The sequence below is a fragment of the Massilia oculi genome (assembly GCF_017582745.1).
GTDB classification, from domain to species: Bacteria; Pseudomonadota; Gammaproteobacteria; order Burkholderiales; family Burkholderiaceae_D; genus Telluria; species Telluria oculi_A.
Genome location: NZ_JAFVIM010000013.1, coordinates 113,882 through 134,137 on the forward strand (window position 1 = coordinate 113,882; position 20,256 = coordinate 134,137).

The following is a 20,256-nucleotide window of genomic DNA, read 5'->3' on the forward strand; positions in this document are numbered from 1 at the left end:
GAGCATGACGATGTTGAATATCGCCGTTGCCGGCGCCAGCGGCCGCATGGGCCGCATGCTGATCGAAGCCATCCAGGAGGCGCCCGACATGCGCCTGGCCGGCGCCCTCGATGTGCCGGGTTCGCCCTTCATCGGCCAGGATGCGGGCGCCTTCGCCGGCATCCTGACCGGCGTGCAGATCGAGGACAGCATCAAGCACGGCCTGCACAATGCCGACCTGCTGATCGACTTCACCCGCCCCGAGGGCACCCTGCAGCACCTGGAATACTGCGCCGCCAACGGCAAGCAGATGGTGATCGGTACCACCGGCTTCGACGAGGCCGGCAAGGCCGCGATCCGCGCCGCCGGTGAAAAAATCGGCATCGTGTTCGCCCCCAATATGAGCGTGGGCGTGAACGTCACGCTCAAGCTGCTCGAGATGGCCGCAAAAAGTTTTTCGGAAGGCTATGACATCGAGATCGTCGAGGCGCACCACCGCCACAAGGTCGATGCGCCGTCCGGCACCGCGCTGAGGATGGGCGAAGTGATCGCCGACGCCATCGGCCGCGACCTGAACGAGTGCGCCGTCTATGGCCGCGAAGGCGTCACCGGCGAGCGCGATCCGTCGACCATCGGTTTCGCCACCGTGCGCGGCGGCGACGTGGTGGGCGACCATACCGTGATGTTCCTCGGCACCGGCGAGCGCATCGAGATCAGCCACAAGTCGAGCAGCCGCGTGACCTATGCCCACGGCTCGCTGCGCGCGGCGCGCTTCCTGGCGGACAAGGCCAACGGCCTGTTCGACATGCAGGACGTGCTCGGCCTGAAGGATAGATAATGGCAGTGGCACAACTGAACGGCGCCGTCATTGTCGATGAGGCATCGTTTCACCAGCAGAGCCGCGAGGCCTTCGGTTTCCCGGCCTCGTATGCGGACAGCATCGACGCCTGGGTCGACTGCATGAGCTATCTGCGCGACGACGAGAACATGACCAAGTTCAAGCTCAAGCCGGACGAGGTGCTGGAAATCGTCATCCTCGAGGCCGACAAGATGAAGGCGGCGGCGCCGGACCTGCTCGAAGAGCTGAGCTATTGCGTCGGCGGCATCAACGAGCGCTACGAGGACTACGGCGAGAAGCCGGCGCTGGAACTGGTCCTGCGTTAATCCTCAAAGGCAGCGTTCACCGGGATGCTGCCTTTTTGCATTTTCCCCCTCGCACTGCGCTTACGCCGCAGTGCAAAATGAACCAGTTATAATGACCGGTTCCACATCCCACATTACGTCTGCAGAATCATGCAAGAAAAATATAGTCCAGCCGAAGTAGAACAAGCCGCCCAGGCCTACTGGAAATCGATCGACGCCTATAAGGCCGTCGAAAACGATCCGCGTTTCCCGAAAGGCAAGTATTACGCCTGCTCGATGCTGCCTTACCCATCGGGCAAGCTGCACATGGGTCACGTGCGCAACTATACGATCAACGACGTGATGTACCGCTACCTGCGGATGAACGGCTATAACGTCCTGATGCCGATGGGTTGGGACGCCTTCGGCATGCCGGCTGAAAACGCGGCGATGGCCAACAACGTGCCACCTGCCGAATGGACCTATTCGAACATCGCCCACATGCGCGGCCAGATGGAATCGATGGGCCTGGCGATCGACTGGTCGCGCGAGATGACCGCGTGCAAGCCGGACTACTACAAGTGGAACCAGTGGATGTTCCTCAAGATGCTCGAGAAGGGCATCATCTACCAGAAGACCGGCACCGTGAACTGGGACCCGGTCGACCAGACCGTGCTGGCCAACGAACAGGTCGTGGATGGCCGCGGCTGGCGTTCGGGCGCGCTGATCGAGAAGCGCGAGATCCCGATGTACTACGTGCGCATCACCGACTACGCCGACGAGCTGCTCGACCACGTCGACAACAAGCTGCCTGGCTGGCCGGAGCGCGTGCGCACCATGCAGGCCAACTGGATCGGCAAGTCGACCGGCGTGCGCTTCGCCTTCCCGCACAGCGTGAAGGACGATAACGGCGACGCGATCGGCGACGGCAAGCTGTACGTGTTCACCACCCGCGCCGACACCATCATGGGCGTGACCTTCTGCGCCGTGGCGCCGGAACACCCGCTGGCCCAGCACGCGGCCCGCAACAACCCGGCCCTGCAGGAATTCATTGCCGAGTGCAAGATGGGTTCCGTGATCGAAGCCGATATGGCGACCATGGAGAAGAAGGGCATGCCGACCGGCCTGTTCGTCACCCATCCGGTCACGCAGGAACAGATCCCGGTCTGGGTTGGCAACTATGTCCTGATCACCTATGGCGACGGCGCCGTGATGGGCGTGCCGGCGCACGACGAGCGCGACTTCGGTTTCGCGAAAAAATACAACCTCCCGATCAAGCAGGTGGTCGCGGTCGAGGGCCAGGAATTCTCGCTGGAAGCCTGGCAGGAGTGGTACGGCGACAAGGAAAACGGCCGCACCATCAACTCGGGCAAGTACGATGGCCTCGACTACACCTCGGCCGTGAACGCGGTCGCGGGCGAACTGGCCGAACAAGGACTGGGCGAGAAGAAGACCACCTTCCGCCTGCGCGACTGGGGCATCTCGCGCCAGCGCTACTGGGGCACCCCGATCCCGATGATCCACTGCGGCGAGTGCGGTTCGGTGCCGGTGCCGGAGGCCGACCTGCCGGTCGTGTTGCCGGAGCACCTGGTCCCGGACGGCACCGGCAACCCGCTCAACAAGGACGAAGCCTTCCTCAAGTGCGACTGCCCGAAATGCGGCAAGCCGGCGCGCCGCGAGACCGACACGATGGACACCTTCATCGATTCGTCGTGGTACTACATGCGCTATACCTCGCCGGGTTCGAACGAGGCGATGGTCGACGCCCGCAACGATTACTGGATGCCGATGGACCAGTACATCGGCGGCATCGAGCACGCCGTCATGCACCTGCTGTACGCGCGCTTCTGGACCAAGGTGATGCGCGACTTCGGCCTGGTGAAGTTCGACGAGCCGTTCGTGAACCTGCTCACCCAGGGCATGGTGCTCAACGAGACCTATTACCGCGAGGACGAGACCAGCAAGAAGACCTGGTTCAACCCGGCCGACGTCGATCTGACCTTCGACGACAAGGGCCGTCCTCAGAGCGCCGTGCTGCGCGCCGATGGCCAGCCGGTGGAAATCGGCGGCACCGAGAAGATGTCGAAGTCGAAGAACAACGGCATCGACCCGCAAGCCCAGATCGAGCAGTACGGCGCCGACACCGCGCGCCTGTTCACGATGTTCGCCTCGCCGCCGGAACAGACCCTCGAATGGTCGAACAGCGGCGTCGAAGGCGCCAGCCGTTTCCTGCGCCGCGTGTGGGCCTTCGGTTATGCCCAGCGCGAACGCATCGCGGCATCGTTCAATGGCGAAGCGCAAGGCACGCTGAACGACGACCAGAAGACGCTGCGCCGCGAAGTGCACAAGGTGCTGCAGCAGGCCGACTACGACCTCAAGCGCATCCAGTACAACACCGTGGTCTCGGCCTGCATGAAGATGCTCAATACGCTGGAATCGGCGAAGCTGGACGATTCGGCGGCCTCGAATGCGGTCGTCGCCGAAGGCTTCTCGATCTTCCTGCGCCTGCTGAACCCGGTCGCGCCGCACATCACCCACGCGTTGTGGCAGGAACTTGGCTTTGCCGCCGCCCATGGCGACATCCTGAACGCCGCCTGGCCACAGGTCGACCCGGCCGCGCTGGAGCAGTCCGAGATCGAGATGATGATCCAGGTGAACGGCAAGCTGCGCGGCTCGGTCAAGGTGCCGAAGGAGGCCGACAAGGCCGCCATCGAAGCCGCGGCGCTGGCTTCCGAGGCTGTGCAGAAGTTCATCGAAGGCACGCCGAAGAAGGTCATCGTGGTGCCGGGTAAACTCGTCAACATCGTCGTATAAAGGATGAGCATGTCGAACAAGACCCTGGTGCGTGCGCTGGCGGCGCTCTTGATGGCAGGCGTGCTGGCCGGCTGCGGCTTCCAGCTGCGCGGCAGCGACGGCCAGTACAATCTGCCGTTCCAGAGCATCTGGCTGTCGTTCAACGAAGCCTCGCCACTGGGCACGGAGCTCAAGCGCAACCTGCGCGCGGGCGACACCGTGCGCATCGAGACCGACGCCTCCAAGGCCCAGGCCCTGTTCGACGTGATCAGCGAAACGCGCGGCAAATCGATCCTGTCGCTCAACAGCCTGGGCCGGGTGCGCGAGTACTCGCTCAGCTACACCCTGGTGTTCCAGGTGCGCGACGCCAACAACCGCCAGTTGCTGGCGCCGACCGAGATCACCCTGCGCCGCAACATCGCGTTCGACGAATCGCAGGTGCTGGCCAAGGAATCGGAAGAAGCGCTGCTGTACCGCGACATGCAGTCCGACCTGGTGCAGCAGATCCTGCGCCGCCTGGCGGCGATCAAGCCGGCATAAGGAAACAAGTAACGATGCAGTTGCGGCTCGAGGCGCTCGAAGGCCATCTGGGCAAGGGACTGGCTCCCTTGTACGTGATCACCAGCGACGAGCACCTGCTCGCGCTGGAAGCGGCCGACCGGATCCGCAAGACGGCGCGCGCGCAAGGGTATACCGAACGCGACGTGCTCACGGTCGAGCGCAGTTTCAAGTGGGGCGAGCTGCTGGCCGCCAACCAGGCGCTGTCGCTGTTCGGCGACAAGAAGCTGATCGAGCTGCGCATCCCGACCGGCAAACCCGGCAAGGACGGCAGCGCCGCGCTGCAGAGCTACGCGAAAGACCTCAGCCCCGACAACCTCACCCTGATCACCTTGCCGAAGCTGGACTGGCAGACCGCCAAGTCGTCGTGGGTGACGGCGCTGCAGCAGTCGGCGGTCTATATCGAGATCCCGAACGTCGAACGCGCCCACCTGCCGGGCTGGATCGGCCAGCGCCTGTCGAACCAGGGCCAGAGCGCCGAGCGCCAGAGCCTGGACTTCATCGCCGACCGGGTCGAGGGCAACCTGCTGGCGGCGCACCAGGAAATCCAGAAGCTGGGGCTGCTGTACGAACCGGGCAAGCTCAGTTTCGAGCAGGTGCACGACGCGGTGCTGAACGTGGCGCGCTACGACGTGTTCAAGCTGTCCGAGGCGATGCTGGGCGGCGACCCGGCGCGCCTGGCGCGCATGCTCGAAGGCTTGAAAGGCGAGGGCGAGGCGCTGCCGCTGGTATTGTGGGCGGTGTCCGAAGAGATCCGCACGCTGCTAAAATTAAAGACCGGCATGTCGCAGGGACGCCCGCTGGGCGCGCTGCTGAAGGAATACCGGATCTGGGGACCGCGCGAGCGGATGATGGAACCGGCGCTGCGCCGCGTGTCGCTTGGCACGCTCGAGGCGGCGCTGCAGGACGCGGCGCAGGTCGACCGCATGGTCAAGGGCTTGCGCGCGAAGCAATTTGCGGGCGATGCGTGGGATGCGATGTTGCAGCTGGCGTTGAAGGTGGCGCGCTAAGGCAGCCGCTCTCGATACGGATGTGCATCGCTCGGCGCGCCTGATCGATAACGCAACGGGAATCACGATGGACATCACCGCACACATGCACCAGCTGGGCCGCCAGGCCCGGGCCGCCTCGCGCGCCATGGCGCGCGCCAATACGGCCACCCGCAACCGCGCATTGGAACTGATCGCCGCCGCCATCGAGCGCGATGCCGACAGCCTGCGCGCCGCCAACCAGAAGGACCTGGAAATGGCGCAGGCCGCCGGCCTGGCCCCGGCCCTGATGGACCGCCTGGCGCTGTCGGACGGCGCGATCGCCACCATGGTCGCCGGCCTGCGCCAGATCGCCACCTTGCCCGATCCGGTCGGCGAGATCTCGAACATGAAGGTGCGTCCGAGCGGCATCCAGGTCGGCCAGATGCGCGTGCCGCTGGGCGTGATCGGCATCATCTACGAGGCGCGCCCGAACGTGACGGTCGACGCGGCCGGCCTGTGCATCAAGAGCGGCAACGCCGCCATCCTGCGCGGCGGTTCGGAAGCGATCCACTGCAACCGCGCGCTGGCGACGCTCGTGGCCGAGGGCCTGGCGGGCGCCGGCCTGCCGCAGGATGCGGTGCAGGTGGTCGACACGACCGACCGCGCCGCCGTCGGCGCCCTGATCACGATGCCGGAGTACGTGGACGTGATCGTCCCGCGCGGCGGCAAGGGCCTGATCGCGCGCCTGATGAAGGAAAGCACGGTGCCGATGATCAAGCACCTGGACGGCATCTGCCACGTCTACATCGACGACAAGGCCGACGTCGAGAAGGCGCTGGCGGTCGCGTTCAACGCCAAATGCCACCGCTACGGCACCTGCAACACGATGGAAACCCTGCTGGTGGCGCGCGGGATCGCGCCCACCGTGCTGCCGCGCCTGGCCGCGCTGTATGCCACCAAAGAGGTCGAGCTGCGCGCCGACCCGGAGGCGCGCGAGATCCTGGCCGGCTATCCGCACCTGGCCGCCGCGACGGATGAAGACTGGAGCACCGAATACCTGGCCCCGATCCTGGCGGTCAGGGTGGTGGCCGACATGAATGAGGCGATCGACCATATCACCGCGTATTCGTCGAAGCACACCGAGGCCATCGTCACCGAGGACTATACGAGCGCCATGCGCTTCCTGCGCGAAGTAGACTCGGCCTCGGTGATGGTGAACGCCTCGACCCGCTTCGCCGACGGCTTCGAATACGGCCTGGGCGCCGAGATCGGCATCTCGAACGACAAGCTGCATGCGCGCGGACCCGTAGGGCTGGAAGGACTCACCTCGCTCAAGTACGTCGTGTTCGGACACGGCGAAGTTCGTCAGTAATCAACAATAACAAGGAATCGCATGTACCTCTGGATCAAAGCCCTGCACATCGTCTTCATCGCCTCGTGGTTCGCCGGCCTGTTCTACCTGCCGCGCATCTTCGTGAACCTGGCCCAGGAAACCAACCCGGCAGCGCTGGAACGCCTGCAGGGCATGGCGCGCCGCCTGTACCGCTTCACCACGATCCTGATGGTGCCGGCGCTGCTGCTCGGCCTGTGGCTGGCGATGATGATCGGCATGAAGCACGGCTGGCTGCACGCGAAGCTGGTGCTGGTGATCCTGGCGATCGGCTACCATCATGCCTGCGGTTCGATCCTGAAAAAATTCGAGCGCGGCGTGAACACGCGCAGCCATACGTGGTTCCGCTGGTTCAATGAAGTGCCGGTGATCCTGCTGCTGGTGATCGTGATCCTGGCGACGGTCAAGCCGTTCTAAGACGCAGCCTTTGCACGTAGTACCCGCGAAGGCGGGTACCCAAGTGGCTCGCGTAGCCACTTAAGCATGCACTTCTGACTGAGCGCAGGACTTGGGTACCCGCCTCCGCGGGGACGACGTGCGGAAGCAGGTGGCAATAACTAATCCAACGGTCATCCGGCACCACGGCTGACGCGTTATCAACACAGTTTCATCAACGGACAAAGGGTACCCCTCATGGCCTCATATTTTTGCCCATGCCCGCGCGGCATGGAAGCGGCGCTGGCCGAAGAACTGGGCGAGATCGCCCAGCTTTCCACCACCTTCAAGGTGCACAACCAGGTGCCGGGCGGCGTGCACTGCTCGGGTTCGATGCAGGACGCCTGGCTGGTCAACCTGCATTCGCGCATCGCCTCGCGCGTGCTGATGCGCATGGGCCAGCGCAGCTACAGTAACGAGAACGACATCTACGACCTGGTGCTCGAGCAGCCCTGGGAAGACTGGTTCGGCCCCGACCACACGATCCGCGTGGACGTCACCGCCGTCAAGTCGCCGCTCAAGAGCCTCGAATTCACCACGCTCAAGATCAAGGACGCGATCTGCGACCGCTTCCGCGACCAGTACAACAAGCGTCCCTCGGTCAATACGCGCGAGCCGGACATGCGCATCGTCGGCTTCCTCGACCAGCGCAACTTCATCATCTACCTCGACACCTCGGGCGAGGCGCTGTTCAAGCGCGGCTGGCGCGAAGAGACGGGCGACGCGCCGCTGCGCGAGAACCTGGCCGCTGGCCTGCTGCGCGTCTCGGGCTGGAAGCCGGGCGTGCCGCTGTTCGACCCGATGTGCGGCTCGGGCACGATCCTGGTCGAGGCGGCCCAGATGGTGCAGGGCATCCCGCCCGGCGCGCGCCGCCGCTTCGCCTTCGAACAGTTCGCCGACCACGACCGCCAGGCCTGGGCCGACATGAAGGCCGCGATCAAGCCGAACCCGCTGCCGACCGAGCCGACCATCTTCGGCTCCGACATCTCGGGCGATATGGTGGCCATGACGCGCCATAACCTGAAGGTGGCCGGCATCCTGTTCGAGGTGCCGCTCAAGCAGATCGAGGCCCAGCACGTGGTGGCGCCGACCGCGCAACCGGGCATCCTGCTCACCAACCCGCCGTACGGCGAACGGATCGGCGTGCGCGGCGACAGCACCGTGCCGCAGGACGAGATGGCAATGGGCTTCTACTCGGCCTTTTCCACCACGCTCAAGCAGCGCTTCGCCGGCTGGACCGCTTATCTGTTCACTGCCGACCTGGGATTGCCCAAGATGCTGCGCCTGAAGGAATCGCGCAAGACGCCGTTCTTCAACGGCGCGCTCGAATGCCGCCTGTTCCGTTTCGACATGGTGGCCGGTTTCAACCGCCGCGAAGAAGCAAAACCAAAGCAGGACTGACCTGGACTGACGATGCTGCCGCCAACCGACCCGCCCGATCTTCCGAAGGACCCCGTCACCCCGGTTCCGCTCCCCACTCCCCACAAGATCGCGATGCTGTCGGCCGGCGGCCTGGCGACCCTGCTGGCGGCCCTGTCGATGCTGGGGCCGTTCTCGATCGACGCCTACCTGCCGGCCTTCCCGCAGATCCAGGCCGAGCTGGCGGCGACCCCGCTCGAGGTGCAGCAGACACTGACCGCCTACATGCTGGCCTTCGCCGGCATGGTGCTGTGGCATGGCGCGCTGTCGGACGCCTTCGGACGCCGCAACGTGATCCTGGTGGCGCTGGTGGTGTTCGCGATCGGCACCTTCGGCTGCGCCTCGGCGTCCTCGGTGCATTATCTGTGGGTGTTCCGCATCATGCAGGGCGTGTCGGCGGGGGCGGGCGTGGTGGTGGGACGCGCCATCATCCGCGACCTGTATTCCGACACCGCGGCGGCGCGCCTGCTGTCGATGGTGACCATGATCTTCTCGATCGCGCCGGCCATCGCGCCGGTGGTGGGCGGCTGGATCGTGCTGTGGTTCGACTGGCGCGCGATCTTCCTGGCGCTGTGCCTGTACACCGTGCTGCTGGGCTGGTTCTGCTGGAAGCACCTGCCCGAGACCATCCCCAGTACCCAGCGCCAGCCATTCAACCCGCGCTTCCTGGCCAAGAGCTATGGCGCCATCTTCAGCTCCTTCCTGTTCCACATGAAGGCCGGCGTGACTGCCCTGAACTTCGGCGGCCTGTTCCTGTACATCGCGGCGGCGCCGGTCATGCTGCCCGAAAGCCTGGGCCTGGGGCCATCGCAATTCGCCTGGCTGTTCGTGCCGACCGTGAGCGGGATCTTCCTCGGCTCGCTGATGGCCAACCGCCTGGCCGGCAGGATGGACTTCGCGCGCCAGATCCGCATCGGCTACTTCTTCATGCTGGGGGCGGTGGCCTTCAACGTGACCTACCACGCCTTCCTGCCGCCGGCGCTGCCGTGGACGGTGGCGCCGATGTTCTTCTTCACCTTCGGCAGCTCGCTGATCGCGCCCGGCGCGACCCTGCTGGCGCTCGACCTGTTCCCGCACATCCGCGGCACCGTGGCCTCGTGCCAGTCCTTCGTCTCGACCCTGCTGGGCGCGGTGGTGGCCGGCGTCGTCGCCCCCATGCTGTCGCACTCGGTGCTGGCGCTGGCCGTCGGCCAGATGTTCTTCGTGCTGGTCTCGCTGGCGTTCTGGGACACGGCGCGGCGCCACCGGCGCAAATTGCGGGCACGGGGAGAGCACGTTCCCTGATCGCGAACCCGGCGAATGCCGGGTTTTTTTGTGTCTGAAATTTACGATTTTTTATGCAACAGTCGTATTGATGCAACAAGCATATGTTCATTTTCTCTCTGCCATACAGTTAGAGCTAGCCCTCGGCAAGAGTTATTACTGTAACTATTGTTCCTGATCAGAAATGTATATATGCTACGATACGTTTTTTACATCCGGAGCAGAGGGCAATTCACTCGCCTGTTCCATTGACTGAAGTGCCAGATGTTGTGGCCGCCCCGGGTAGCGGGCAACGCCACCAACCCAATCTTCGACAAGTGGCGGCCGTGCTAGAAAACATGCACCAATCCGACCAGGACATTCGCAATCGTTTGCTGATTGCCCGTCTGCCGGCCATGCCGCAGATCCTGGTCAAGCTGATCGAGCACCTGCAGGCCGACGACCTCGGCATGCCGGAACTCGCCGCCCTGATCGCGAAGGATGCCGGCATGACCGGCAAGCTGCTGGCGGTCGCCAACAGCTCCGCCTACCATCGCCACACGCGCAGCGCCGACCTCGAACAATCGCTGGTGGCGCTCGGCACCGACATGATCAAGACCCTGGTCATCAGCGATTCGGTATTCCAGACTTTCAACAGCTTCCCCCATTCGAACAGCACCGACCTGCGCGCGTTCTGGAAGCATTCGCTCAGCGCGGCGGTACTGGCGCGCGACGTGGCGCGCTCGCTCGACTACGCGCATCCCGAAGAAGCCTACCTGGCCGGCCTGCTGCATAACGTCGGCCGGCTGGCGCTGCTGGCCGCGGCGCCCAAGGAATACGGCTTCAACTTCACCGCGCGCGACGACGACGACTTGTGCGCGGTCGAGCAGCGCACCCTGCAGATCACCCACACCGAGGCCGGCGCCTGGCTGATCGAGCGCTGGCAGCTCGATTCCTTCCTGGCCGACGCGGTGCTGTACCACCACGAACCGAGCGAACGGCTCGAGTCCAGCCATCCCCTGATCCGCATCGTGCGCCTGGCGCACGTGCTGTCCCATCATGCCGACGATGCGACGATGGTGAGCGAGGCCGGCGCGCTGTGCGGCATCGACGCCGCGCAGGCGGCCCAGCTGGTCGGACACGCCGCGCGCCAGGTCGAGCAGGCCGCCGCCCACCTTGGCATCGACCTGGCGGGCGCCGACGACATCCCGAGTCCGCCGGCTTACGCGCCGCCGCCGCCCGTCGATCCGGTGCAGCAGCGCCTGAACGACGAAGTGCGCAATATGGTGCTGGTGTCCGAAGTCGGCCAGAGCCTGGCGCGCCAGCAGGGCGAGTCCAGCCTGCTGGACGCGATGACGCGCACGGCGCGCATCCTGTTCGATTTCGACAGCGCCGTGGTGCTGCTCGAGAACCCGACCGGCCAGCTGCTTGCCGGCGCCCCGACCTTCGGCGCGCAGCGCATTGCGGAGTTCACGCTGCCGCTGGCGAAAGGCGGCCCGGTCGCGCGCAGCGCGCTGGAACGCCGTCCAGCCTTCGTACAGCGTGCGCGCCACCAGGATCAATTGGGCCTGGCCGAGGAACAGCTGCTGCGCATGCTCGGCACCGACAGCCTGGTGGTGGTGCCACTGGTCGCCGGTCCGCGCTGCCTGGGCGTGCTGGTCGGCGGCGTGCCGGGCTGGCAGCTGCCGCATTGCCAGCGCCGCGAGCGCTTCATGCAGGCCTTCGGCGCGCAGGCCGCGAGCGCGCTGGAAAACCTGCTGCTCGAGCGCGGCCACGCGCGGCGCCAGCTGGCCAGCGTGGCCGAGGAATTCCGCGACGCCTCGCGCCGCGTGATCCACGAAGTGAACAATCCGCTGGCGATCATCAAGAACTACCTCAGTGTCCTGGACGGCAAGCTGGCGCGCCAGGAGCCGGTGGGCGGCGAGCTGTCGATCCTGAACGAAGAGATCGACCGCGTCGGCCAGCTGATCGGCAGCCTGGCCGACCAGCGCACGCCGGACGCTGCTCCGCGTCCGCTCGATGCGGCCAAGGTGGTGGACGACGTGCTGCGCCTGTTCCGCGGCAGCGGCTACGTGCCGGCCAACACCCAGATCGTGGCGCGCATGGAAGGCGATGGCGCGATCGAGGGCGACCCCGACGTGCTCAAGCAGATCCTGGTCAACCTGGTCAAGAACGCGGTCGAAGCCCTGGGCTCGCGCCCGGCGGGACGGATCGAGATCGTCAACCGCGGCCACGTGAATCGCGAGCGCCAGGTCTACCTGGAACTCGTCGTCAGCGACAACGGCCCGGGCCTGTCGCGCGAGGTGCTGGCCAACCTGTTTTCTCCGGTCAGGAGCGCCAAGGACGGCGCCAACGCCGGCGCCAGCGGCAACCGCGGCCTGGGCCTGTCGATCGTCCACGGCCTGGTCAAGCAGCTGAGCGGCCACATCGCCTGCCGCAGCGGCAGCGCCGGCACTTCCTTTGAAATCCTCCTGCCGGCGTGGTCCGGCGCCGGTGCGGCCCCCGCGCTCCCGGCGCGCGCCCTCGGTTCCGCTTAACCCTCACCATGCACGCGCATCCCGCCAACATGCTTCCCGGCGAACCCGCTCCCTTCTCCCAGACGCTCGAGACCGACAGCCAGCCGCGCCTGCTGCTGGTCGACGACGAGCCACGCCTGCTGTCCTCGCTGTACGAACTGCTGCAGGGACGCGGCTACCGTCTTGTGACGGCGCCGTCAGGGACTGATGCTCTCGCTCACCTTTCGCGTCAGCACTTCGATCTCGTCCTGCTCGACCTGCGCCTGCCCGACATCGGCGGCCACGAGATCATGGATTTCATCAACGAGAAGGGCATCGACGCCGACGTCATCGTGATGAGCGGCGAGATCGGCATCGACGCCGCGATCGGCGCGCTCAAGCGCGGCGCCTACAGCTACCTGCGCAAGCCCTACAGCCGCGAGGAGCTGCTCTCCACCGTGAGCAATGCCCTGCAGCGGCGGCGCCTGACGCTGGATAATGCGCGCATCGCGAACCAGCTCGAGAACTCCGAGAAGATGTACCGCTACCTGGTGGACTCGTCGCCGGACATCATCTATACGCTGAACCACGAGGGCCGCTTCACCTTCGTCAACGACCGCGCCTACCAGCTGCTCGGCTACACGCGCGAAGAGCTGATCGGCCAGCACTACTCGATCCTGGTGCACGAGGAAGACCTGGAGCGCGCGCGCTACGTGTTCAACGAGCGCCGCGTCGACGAGCGCGCGTCGCGCAACGTCGAGCTGCGCCTCAAGTGCCGCGGCGGCAATGGACATGACCGCACCTTCAACACCACCCTGATGACGATCTCGCTCAACGCGATCGGCATGCACGTGCCGGACCAGGAAGTGAAGAAGCTCGAGTTCTTCGGCACCTATGGCGTGGCGCGCGACATCACCGACCGCAAGCGCGCCGAAGAGGTCATCTCCTACCAGGCCTACCACGACATCCTGACCGACCTGCCGAACCGCATCCTGTTCAAGGACCGCCTCGGCCTGGCCGTGATCCAGGCCAAGCGCAAGCAGACCGAGCTCGCGGTGATGTTCATCGACCTCGATCGCTTCAAGCTGGTCAACGACACGCTGGGCCATGTGAAGGGCGACGAACTGCTGCAGCAGGCGGCCGGCCGCCTGAAGGAATGCCTGCGCAAGGGCGACACCCTGGCGCGCCAGGGCGGCGACGAGTTCACCATCGTGCTGCCCGAGCTGCGCGACCGCGACGACGCGCGCATGGTGGCGGACAAATTCCTGGAGGTGCTGCAGGAACCGTTCGACCTGGACGGCCACGAGGTGCACATCTCGGCCTCGATCGGCATCGCCATCTACCCGAAGGACGGCGAATCGATCGACGAGCTGCTGCGCCACGCCGACATCGCGATGTACCAGGTCAAGGCGCTGGGCAAGAACGGCCACAGCTTCTACCATGACTCGATGCTCGAAGTGTCGCACCAGAAGATCGCGCTGGAGCAGGCGCTGCGCCGCGCGCTCGAGCACGACGAGCTGGAGATGTTCTACCAGCCGCAGATCGATGCCATGAGCGGCCGCATCACCGGCGCCGAAGCCCTGATGCGCTGGAACCATCCAACGCGCGGGCGCCTGTCGGCCGGCGAGTTCCTGCCGTTCGCCGAAGAGAACGGCCTGATGTTGCCGATTTCGGACTGGATGATCGGCGCGCTGTGCCGCGACATGCTGCAGTGGAATGCGATCGGCGGCAGCGAGATCCGCCTGTCGCTGAACCTGTCGCCGCAATACCTGGACCGCGGCGATTTCTTCGAGAAGATGCGCGGCGCGCTGGCGCGCTACGGCATCTCGCCGCAGCAGATCGAGGTCGAGATCACCGAGAACATCTGCATCCGCAACCCGCAGTATGCGATCGAGCAGCTCAACAAGCTGTGCCAGCTGGGCGTGTCGATCGCCATCGACGACTTCGGCACCGGCTACTCGTCCCTGTCCTACCTGCACCGCTTCCCGATCCACACCGTCAAGATCGACCAGTCCTTCGTCAAGGAGATCCACCAGGAAGACGGCCACTATCCGGTGATCCTGGCGATCATCTCGATCGCGCGCGGCCTGGGCCTGAACCTGATCGCCGAAGGCGTCGAGACCGAGGAGCAGGCGCGCTACCTGCGCGCCAACGGCTGCCTGACGATGCAGGGCTATCTGTTCTATCGCCCGATCTCGCTGCAGGACTTCATGGCCGCGCTGCGCACCCAGTCGGGCGCCAGCCTGCGCGCGGTGCAGGCCTGACCGATCATGCTCGACACGCCACTCGTGTCCGGTGAGACGCCGACGTATAGCGCGGAGTTCCTGCGTGTAAAAGCGCAGGCCGAGCGCGGCGTTGTCCAGGCCCAGCACAGCCTGGGCTTCATGTACGTGAGCGGCCAAGGCGTGCCCAGGAACGACGAGCTGGCGGTGGTCTGGTACCGGATGGCCGCGACAAGCGGCCTGGCGCAGGCCCAGTACAACCTCGGCGTTATGTTCCAGAAGGGCCAGGGCGTGGAGCAGGATTTCGCCCAGGCGGCCCATTGGTACGGGCGCGCGGCCGACCAGGGTTACGCGCCGGCCCAGTACAACCTGGGCTGGCTGTACGCGAAAGGCCAGGGCGTGACCAGCGACGTGGGCCAGGCGCTGCACTGGTTCAGCCAGGCGGCGGACCAGGGCGAGCCGGGCGCGCAGCACAACCTGGGCATGATGTTCGAGACCGGCAAGGGCGTGGCCCAGGACCAGGAAGCGGCGCTGCACTGGTACCGGCGCGCCGCGGAACAGGGCTATGCGCGCTCGCAGTACAACCTGGGCCTGCGCTACGACGCCGGCCAGGGCGTGGCGCGCGACCCCCGCGAAGCGCTGGCCTGGATGCGCAAGGCGGCGGAGCAGGGCCATGCGCCGGCCCAGTTCAACCTCGGCCTGCGCTACGACAAGGGCCAGGACGTCGAGCAGGACAGCCGGCAGGCGATCCTGTGGTACGGCCGTGCCGGCGAGCAGGGACACGCCAGCTCGCAGTTCAATCTCGCACTGATCTACGACACGGGCCACGGCGTGGCGCGCGACGAGGCGCTGGCCCTGGCGTGGTACCGCCGCGCCGGGAACCAGGGCCATGCCGGCGCCCAGAACAGCCTGGGCATGCGCTATGAACACGGCCAGGGCGTGGAGCGCGATGCCGCGCAGGCGGCCGCCTGGTACCGGCGCGCGGCCGAGCAGGGACTGCCGGCGGCCCAGTACCAGCTGGGGCAGCTGCTCGATGCGGGTATCGGCGTCGAGCAGGATCCGGCCCAGGCGACCGAGTGGTATCGCAAGGCGGCCGAGCAGGGACACCTGCGGGCCCAGTTCGACCTGGGCCTGCGCTATGAAAGTGGCAACGGCGTCGAACAGGACAGCGCGCAGGCCCTGGCCTGGTATCGGCGCGCGGCCGGCCAGGATTACGCACCGGCCCAGTACATGGTCGGCGCGCTGCTCGACCGGCTCGAGACGGGCGACCCAGCCGAGGCGACCGACTGGTTCCACAAGGCGGCCGACCACAGGCACGCGCTGGCGCAGTTCGAGCTGGGGCTGCGCTACGACTGCGGCAAGGGCGTGGAGCGCGACTACGAGGCGGCCCATTTCTGGTACCTGTGCGCCGCGCGCCAGGGCCATGCGCGGGCCCAGTTCAATCTCGGCGTGATGTATGCGGCGGGCCAGGGCGCCCAGCGTGACCTGGTCGAGGCCTATGCCTGGCTGCACCGGGCCGGCGGCGCCGGCGTGGCGCCGGCCACGGCCTATCTGGCGAAGATCGCGGGCAGGATGGAGCCGCAACAGTTGTCCCAGGCCGAGCGCTTGATTTCGGTCTGACGTCCCGCATTTGAACCGTCGGCAGGCACACATGCCTGCGCCAGCGCACCGTGTGCGTATGCACATCGCGTTATACTGTATGCCCATACAGTCACGCGCGCGCGATGGAACTCAACGACAAGCTCGAAATCCTGGCCGACGCGGCCAAGTACGACGCATCCTGCGCCAGCAGCGGTGCGCCCAAGCGCGGTTCCGAAGGCAAGGACGGCCTGGGCGCCACTACCGGCATGGGCATCTGCCACAGCTACACGCCGGACGGCCGCTGCGTCTCGCTGCTCAAGATCCTGCTCACCAATTTCTGCATCTACGACTGCCAGTACTGCATCAACCGGCGCACCTCGAACGTGCCGCGGGCGCGCTTCGCGGTGGACGAAGTCGTCAAGCTGACCCAGGATTTTTACCTGCGCAACTACATCGACGGCCTGTTCCTCAGCTCGGGCATCATCCAGTCGGCCGACTACACGATGGAGCAGCTGGTCGCGGTGGCGCGCCAGCTGCGCGAGGTGCACCAGTTCCGCGGCTATATCCACCTCAAGACCATCCCCGACGCCGATCCATTGCTGATCCAGGAAGCCGGCCGCTGGGCCGACCGCCTGTCGGTGAACATCGAGCTGCCGACCCATGACAGCGTGACCCGCCTCGCGCCCGAAAAAAGCGTCCACACGATCAAGCTGGCGATGGGTTCCATTCGCCGCAAGCTGGACGAAAAAGCCGAAGAGCCGAAGGCGCCGGCCTTCGCGCCGGCTGGCCAAAGCACGCAGATGATCGTCGGCGCCGACGCCAGCGACGACCACACCATCCTGAACACGGCCGAGACGCTGTACGGCAGCTACAAGCTCAAGCGCGTGTACTACTCGGCCTTCAGCCCGATCCCGCAAAGCCCCGGCAGCGTGCCGCTGGCGCCGCCGCCGCTGCTGCGTGAGCACCGCCTGTACCAGGCGGACTTTTTATTGCGCGGCTACGGCTTCACGGCCGGCGAACTGATGCCGCAAACGGGCAACCTGGCGCTGGACGTCGATCCCAAGCTGGCCTGGGCCTTGAGCAACCGCGAGCACTTCCCGATGGACCTGAACCGGGTCGACGCCTCCCTGATCCCGCGCATTCCCGGCATTGGCCTGCGCAACGCCAAGCGCATCGTCGAGCTGCGCCGCCTGCGCCGCATCCGCTGGGAAGATCTGTCGCGCCTGCGCTGCAGCCTCAAGAAGCTGGCGCCCTTCGTCGTCACCGCCGACTACAAGCCGGCGCAGGGCGCGACCAGTTCCGAACTGCTGCGCAAGCACATGGCCGATGCGCCGCAGCAGATGAATCTGTGGCCCGAATTGCAGGCGGCATGAACGCCGATGCCGCCGCCGCCCTCGCCGCGACCGCGGTGGCGAACGTGCGCGCGGGCCAGCCGCTGCTGGTGGACGGCTTCACCGCATGGCGCGCGGTGGCGCGCGAACTGCTGCGCGCCGGCGTGCCCCCCGAAGCGGTGACATGGGGCGCGCCGGGCGCCGACCTGTTCTCGGGTGCGCCGGCTTGCCAGGCGGCTGCGCATAATGGAGGCGACCTCCTGGCGACTCAAGCGGTTGAGCAGGAGCCTTCCAATGCAACGACGCCAAGGCCGCATGTCCCTCGCTCCCTGATGGAGATGTTGCAGAGCGCCGCCTGCTTTCGCGACCATGACCGCTGGGCCTTCCTTTACCGGGTGATCTGGCGCTGGCAGCAGGGCGAGCACGACGTGCAATCGCCCGCCGATCCGGACGGGCAGCGGCTGCACGCGATGGTCAAGGCGGTGCGGCGCGAGGTACACGATATGCACGCCTACATCCGATTCCGCGAACGGCCGATCGAGGCCGGCGCGCCCCATTTCGTGGCCTGGTTCGAGCCCGCCCATGACGTCCTGCCGCAGGTGGCCGAACACTTTGTCGCGCGCATGGGCAAGGTGAGCTGGATGATCGCCACGCCCGACGCCAGCGTGCTGTGGGACGGCGCCACCCTGCACCACACTGGTCCCCTGATGTCGAGCGCGGCCGATCTCGACGACGCCGGCGAAGCCTTGTGGCTGACCTATTACCGCAGCATCTTCAACCCGGCGCGCCTGAACACGCAGGTCATGCAAAGCCACATCCCGTCGCGCTTCTGGAAGAACCTGCCGGAAGGCGTGCTGGTGCCGTCCCTGGTCAGCCAGGCCGGCCTCGGTGCGCGCCGCATCGGCCAGGTCGAGGCGGTAGGAAGGCGCAGCGGCCGCACGATCCCGATCGAAGCCGAGCAGGCGCAGCCCGAGCGCCAGCAGCCGTCGAAGCTGGACGAGTGCCGGCGCTGCGACCTGTGGGAGCACGCGACCCAGGCGGTCGGCGGCGAAGGGCCGAAGCACGCGAAAATCATGATCGTCGGCGAGCAGCCGGGCGACCAGGAAGACCTGGCCGGCCAGCCCTTCGTCGGCCCGGCCGGCAAGCTGCTCGACCGCGTGTTCGAGCAGGCCGGTGTGGAGCGCAAGGGCGTCTACATCACCAACGCCGTTAAGCATTTCAAGTGGGAGCCGCGCGGCAAGCGGCGCCTGCACAAGACGCCGGCACAGAAGGAGATCGAGGCCTGCCACTATTGGCTCGAGAAAGAGATCGCCACCCGCAAGCCTAAGGTCATCGTGGCGATGGGCGCGACCGCGCTCAAGTCGGTGCTGCAGACGGGCAGCGCGACGCTCAAGGACAAGCTGGGACGGCCGGTGCGCCATGGCGACAGCTGGGTGGTGACGATCTACCACCCGTCGTACGTGCTGCGCGTACCGGACGAGGCGTCCAAGCACGAGGCGTTTTCGGTGATGGTCGAGGGCTTGAAGCTGGCGCAGGAATTGCTGGACCAGCCAGACGCGCCGGAGCCGCCGGAAGGCTGATATATGCACGATATGCGTTGCTCATGTAATTGAAACAGCCGTGTTACGGCAAGGTTGCCGACGTCGTTCTTGACGTAAGATCTGGTGGTTTTCCACAACCGGATTTCCTCATGAGCAAACTCGCCGTATCCGCTTTCTGTCTATCCCTGCTGGCCGCTCCTGCGTGGGCGCAATCGGAAGACGTGCAGTCCCCCGCGCCAATCGTCGTCGACGCCGGCGCGGCCGAACCGGCGCCGGAGCAGATCCACGTCGTGGCCCAGCGTCCCGGCCCGGGCATGTGGAAGGTAAGGAAGGGCGAGCATGTCTTGTGGGTGTTCGGCATGTACGGGCCGGTGCCGAAGGACATGCAATGGCGCTCGCATGAAGTCGAGAGCGTCATCATGAATTCGCAGGAATACCTTTCGGCGCCAAGCGTCTCGGCCAATCCGGGCTTCTTCAGGGGTATCACGCTGCTGCCAAGCTTCATCGGCATGCGCAAGAATCCGGATGGCGCAAGCTTGCGTGACGTGATGCCGGCGGAAGAGTATGCGCGCTGGACCACGTTCAAGGCCAAGTACTTGCCCGAGAACGACGACGTCGAACGTGAGCGTCCGATCTTCGCGGCGGAGGTGTTGTCGAACGCCGCGCGCAAGCAGGCGGGCCTGGTCGACAGCTACGCGGTGCGCAAGCCGCTGCTGGAACTGGTCAAGAAAGCGAAGCTGAAGGAGACCGCGTCGACCTTCCAGCTGCCGATGGATAATGCACGCACGGTGCTCAAGAACTTCAAGAAGTCGACCCTGGGCGACGCCGCCTGCCTGGCGCGCACGATGGCCACGCTGGAGCAGGACATCGAGGCCGCCAGCCAGCGCGCCAATGCCTGGGCCAAGGGCGATATGGATGAAATGCGCAAGCTGGACTTCACCAGCCGCGAGGAGGCCTGTTCCGGGGCCGTGATGAACAGCGCGGCATTCGATGCCGAGCCCGAATTCAAGCACATGAGGACGCGTGCGAACGAGAAATGGATCGCTTCGGCCGAGAAGGCGCTCGCGGCCAATGCCTCGACCTTCGCCGTCCTGAAGATCGAGGATATCTTCGACCCGAAAGGGGTGATCGCGGCGCTGGCGGCGAAGGGGTATGCGGTCGAGCAGCCGGATTGATC

General features: G+C 65.9%; 15 protein-coding genes. All 15 read left to right on the plus strand.

The genetic code is table 11. From position 1 onward, the window contains the following. Positions 1-4: 4 nt before the first annotated feature. The 15 genes from dapB to J3U95_RS16325 all read left to right on the plus strand — a co-directional run bounded on the left by dapB (position 5) and on the right by J3U95_RS16325 (position 20,254). Positions 5-817: a 4-hydroxy-tetrahydrodipicolinate reductase gene (gene dapB / locus J3U95_RS16255; RefSeq protein ID WP_208279716.1), complete on the plus strand. Its 813-nt coding sequence runs from the start codon at positions 5-7 to the stop codon at positions 815-817. Next, the gene (locus J3U95_RS16260) at positions 817-1,143 is read left to right on the plus strand and encodes a barstar family protein (RefSeq protein ID WP_208279717.1); all 327 of its coding nucleotides are present in this window, start codon (positions 817-819) and stop codon (positions 1,141-1,143) included. The genes dapB and J3U95_RS16260 overlap by 1 nt, the downstream gene beginning before the upstream one ends. A gap of 129 nt (positions 1,144-1,272) precedes the next feature. Next, a complete protein-coding gene (leuS, locus tag J3U95_RS16265) occupies positions 1,273-3,915 on the plus strand; it encodes a leucine--tRNA ligase (protein ID WP_208279718.1) in 2,643 nt (880 codons plus the stop codon). A 9-nt stretch (positions 3,916-3,924) separates the two neighbouring features. Then, the gene (locus J3U95_RS16270) at positions 3,925-4,434 is read left to right on the plus strand and encodes an LPS-assembly lipoprotein LptE (protein WP_208279719.1); all 510 of its coding nucleotides are present in this window, start codon (positions 3,925-3,927) and stop codon (positions 4,432-4,434) included. A gap of 14 nt (positions 4,435-4,448) precedes the next feature. After that, positions 4,449-5,462: a DNA polymerase III subunit delta gene (gene holA, locus J3U95_RS16275; protein WP_208279720.1), complete on the plus strand. Its 1,014-nt coding sequence runs from the start codon at positions 4,449-4,451 to the stop codon at positions 5,460-5,462. A gap of 67 nt (positions 5,463-5,529) precedes the next feature. Then, entirely contained in the window at positions 5,530-6,795 is a 1,266-nt protein-coding gene (locus J3U95_RS16280) for a glutamate-5-semialdehyde dehydrogenase (protein ID WP_208279721.1), read from the plus strand. A gap of 21 nt (positions 6,796-6,816) precedes the next feature. Next, a complete protein-coding gene (locus J3U95_RS16285; RefSeq protein WP_208279722.1) occupies positions 6,817-7,230 on the plus strand; it encodes a CopD family protein in 414 nt (137 codons plus the stop codon). Between the two features lie 216 nt (positions 7,231-7,446). Continuing rightward, positions 7,447-8,649, plus strand: a complete 1,203-nt coding sequence (locus J3U95_RS16290; protein ID WP_441295265.1) for a THUMP domain-containing class I SAM-dependent RNA methyltransferase — start codon at positions 7,447-7,449, stop codon at positions 8,647-8,649. A gap of 12 nt (positions 8,650-8,661) precedes the next feature. Then, positions 8,662-9,951: a multidrug effflux MFS transporter gene (locus J3U95_RS16295; RefSeq protein WP_208279723.1), complete on the plus strand. Its 1,290-nt coding sequence runs from the start codon at positions 8,662-8,664 to the stop codon at positions 9,949-9,951. Positions 9,952-10,268: 317 nt separating this feature from the next. Then, positions 10,269-12,446: an HDOD domain-containing protein gene (locus J3U95_RS16300; protein ID WP_208279724.1), complete on the plus strand. Its 2,178-nt coding sequence runs from the start codon at positions 10,269-10,271 to the stop codon at positions 12,444-12,446. A gap of 8 nt (positions 12,447-12,454) precedes the next feature. Beyond that, entirely contained in the window at positions 12,455-14,668 is a 2,214-nt protein-coding gene (locus tag J3U95_RS16305) for an EAL domain-containing response regulator (RefSeq protein ID WP_208279725.1), read from the plus strand. A gap of 6 nt (positions 14,669-14,674) precedes the next feature. After that, positions 14,675-16,246, plus strand: coding sequence for an SEL1-like repeat protein (locus J3U95_RS16310; RefSeq protein ID WP_208279726.1), 1,572 nt, complete (start codon positions 14,675-14,677; stop codon positions 16,244-16,246). A gap of 104 nt (positions 16,247-16,350) precedes the next feature. Continuing rightward, the gene (locus J3U95_RS16315; protein ID WP_208279727.1) at positions 16,351-17,580 is read left to right on the plus strand and encodes a putative DNA modification/repair radical SAM protein; all 1,230 of its coding nucleotides are present in this window, start codon (positions 16,351-16,353) and stop codon (positions 17,578-17,580) included. After that, the gene (locus J3U95_RS16320) at positions 17,577-19,118 is read left to right on the plus strand and encodes a UdgX family uracil-DNA binding protein (protein WP_208279728.1); all 1,542 of its coding nucleotides are present in this window, start codon (positions 17,577-17,579) and stop codon (positions 19,116-19,118) included. The genes J3U95_RS16315 and J3U95_RS16320 overlap by 4 nt, the downstream gene beginning before the upstream one ends. Positions 19,119-19,228: 110 nt before the next feature. Beyond that, positions 19,229-20,254 carry a TraB/GumN family protein gene (locus J3U95_RS16325; protein WP_208279729.1) on the plus strand — a complete coding sequence of 342 codons (1,026 nt, stop codon included), beginning with the start codon at positions 19,229-19,231 and terminating at the stop codon, positions 20,252-20,254. The last annotated feature ends 2 nt before the right edge of the window (positions 20,255-20,256 follow it).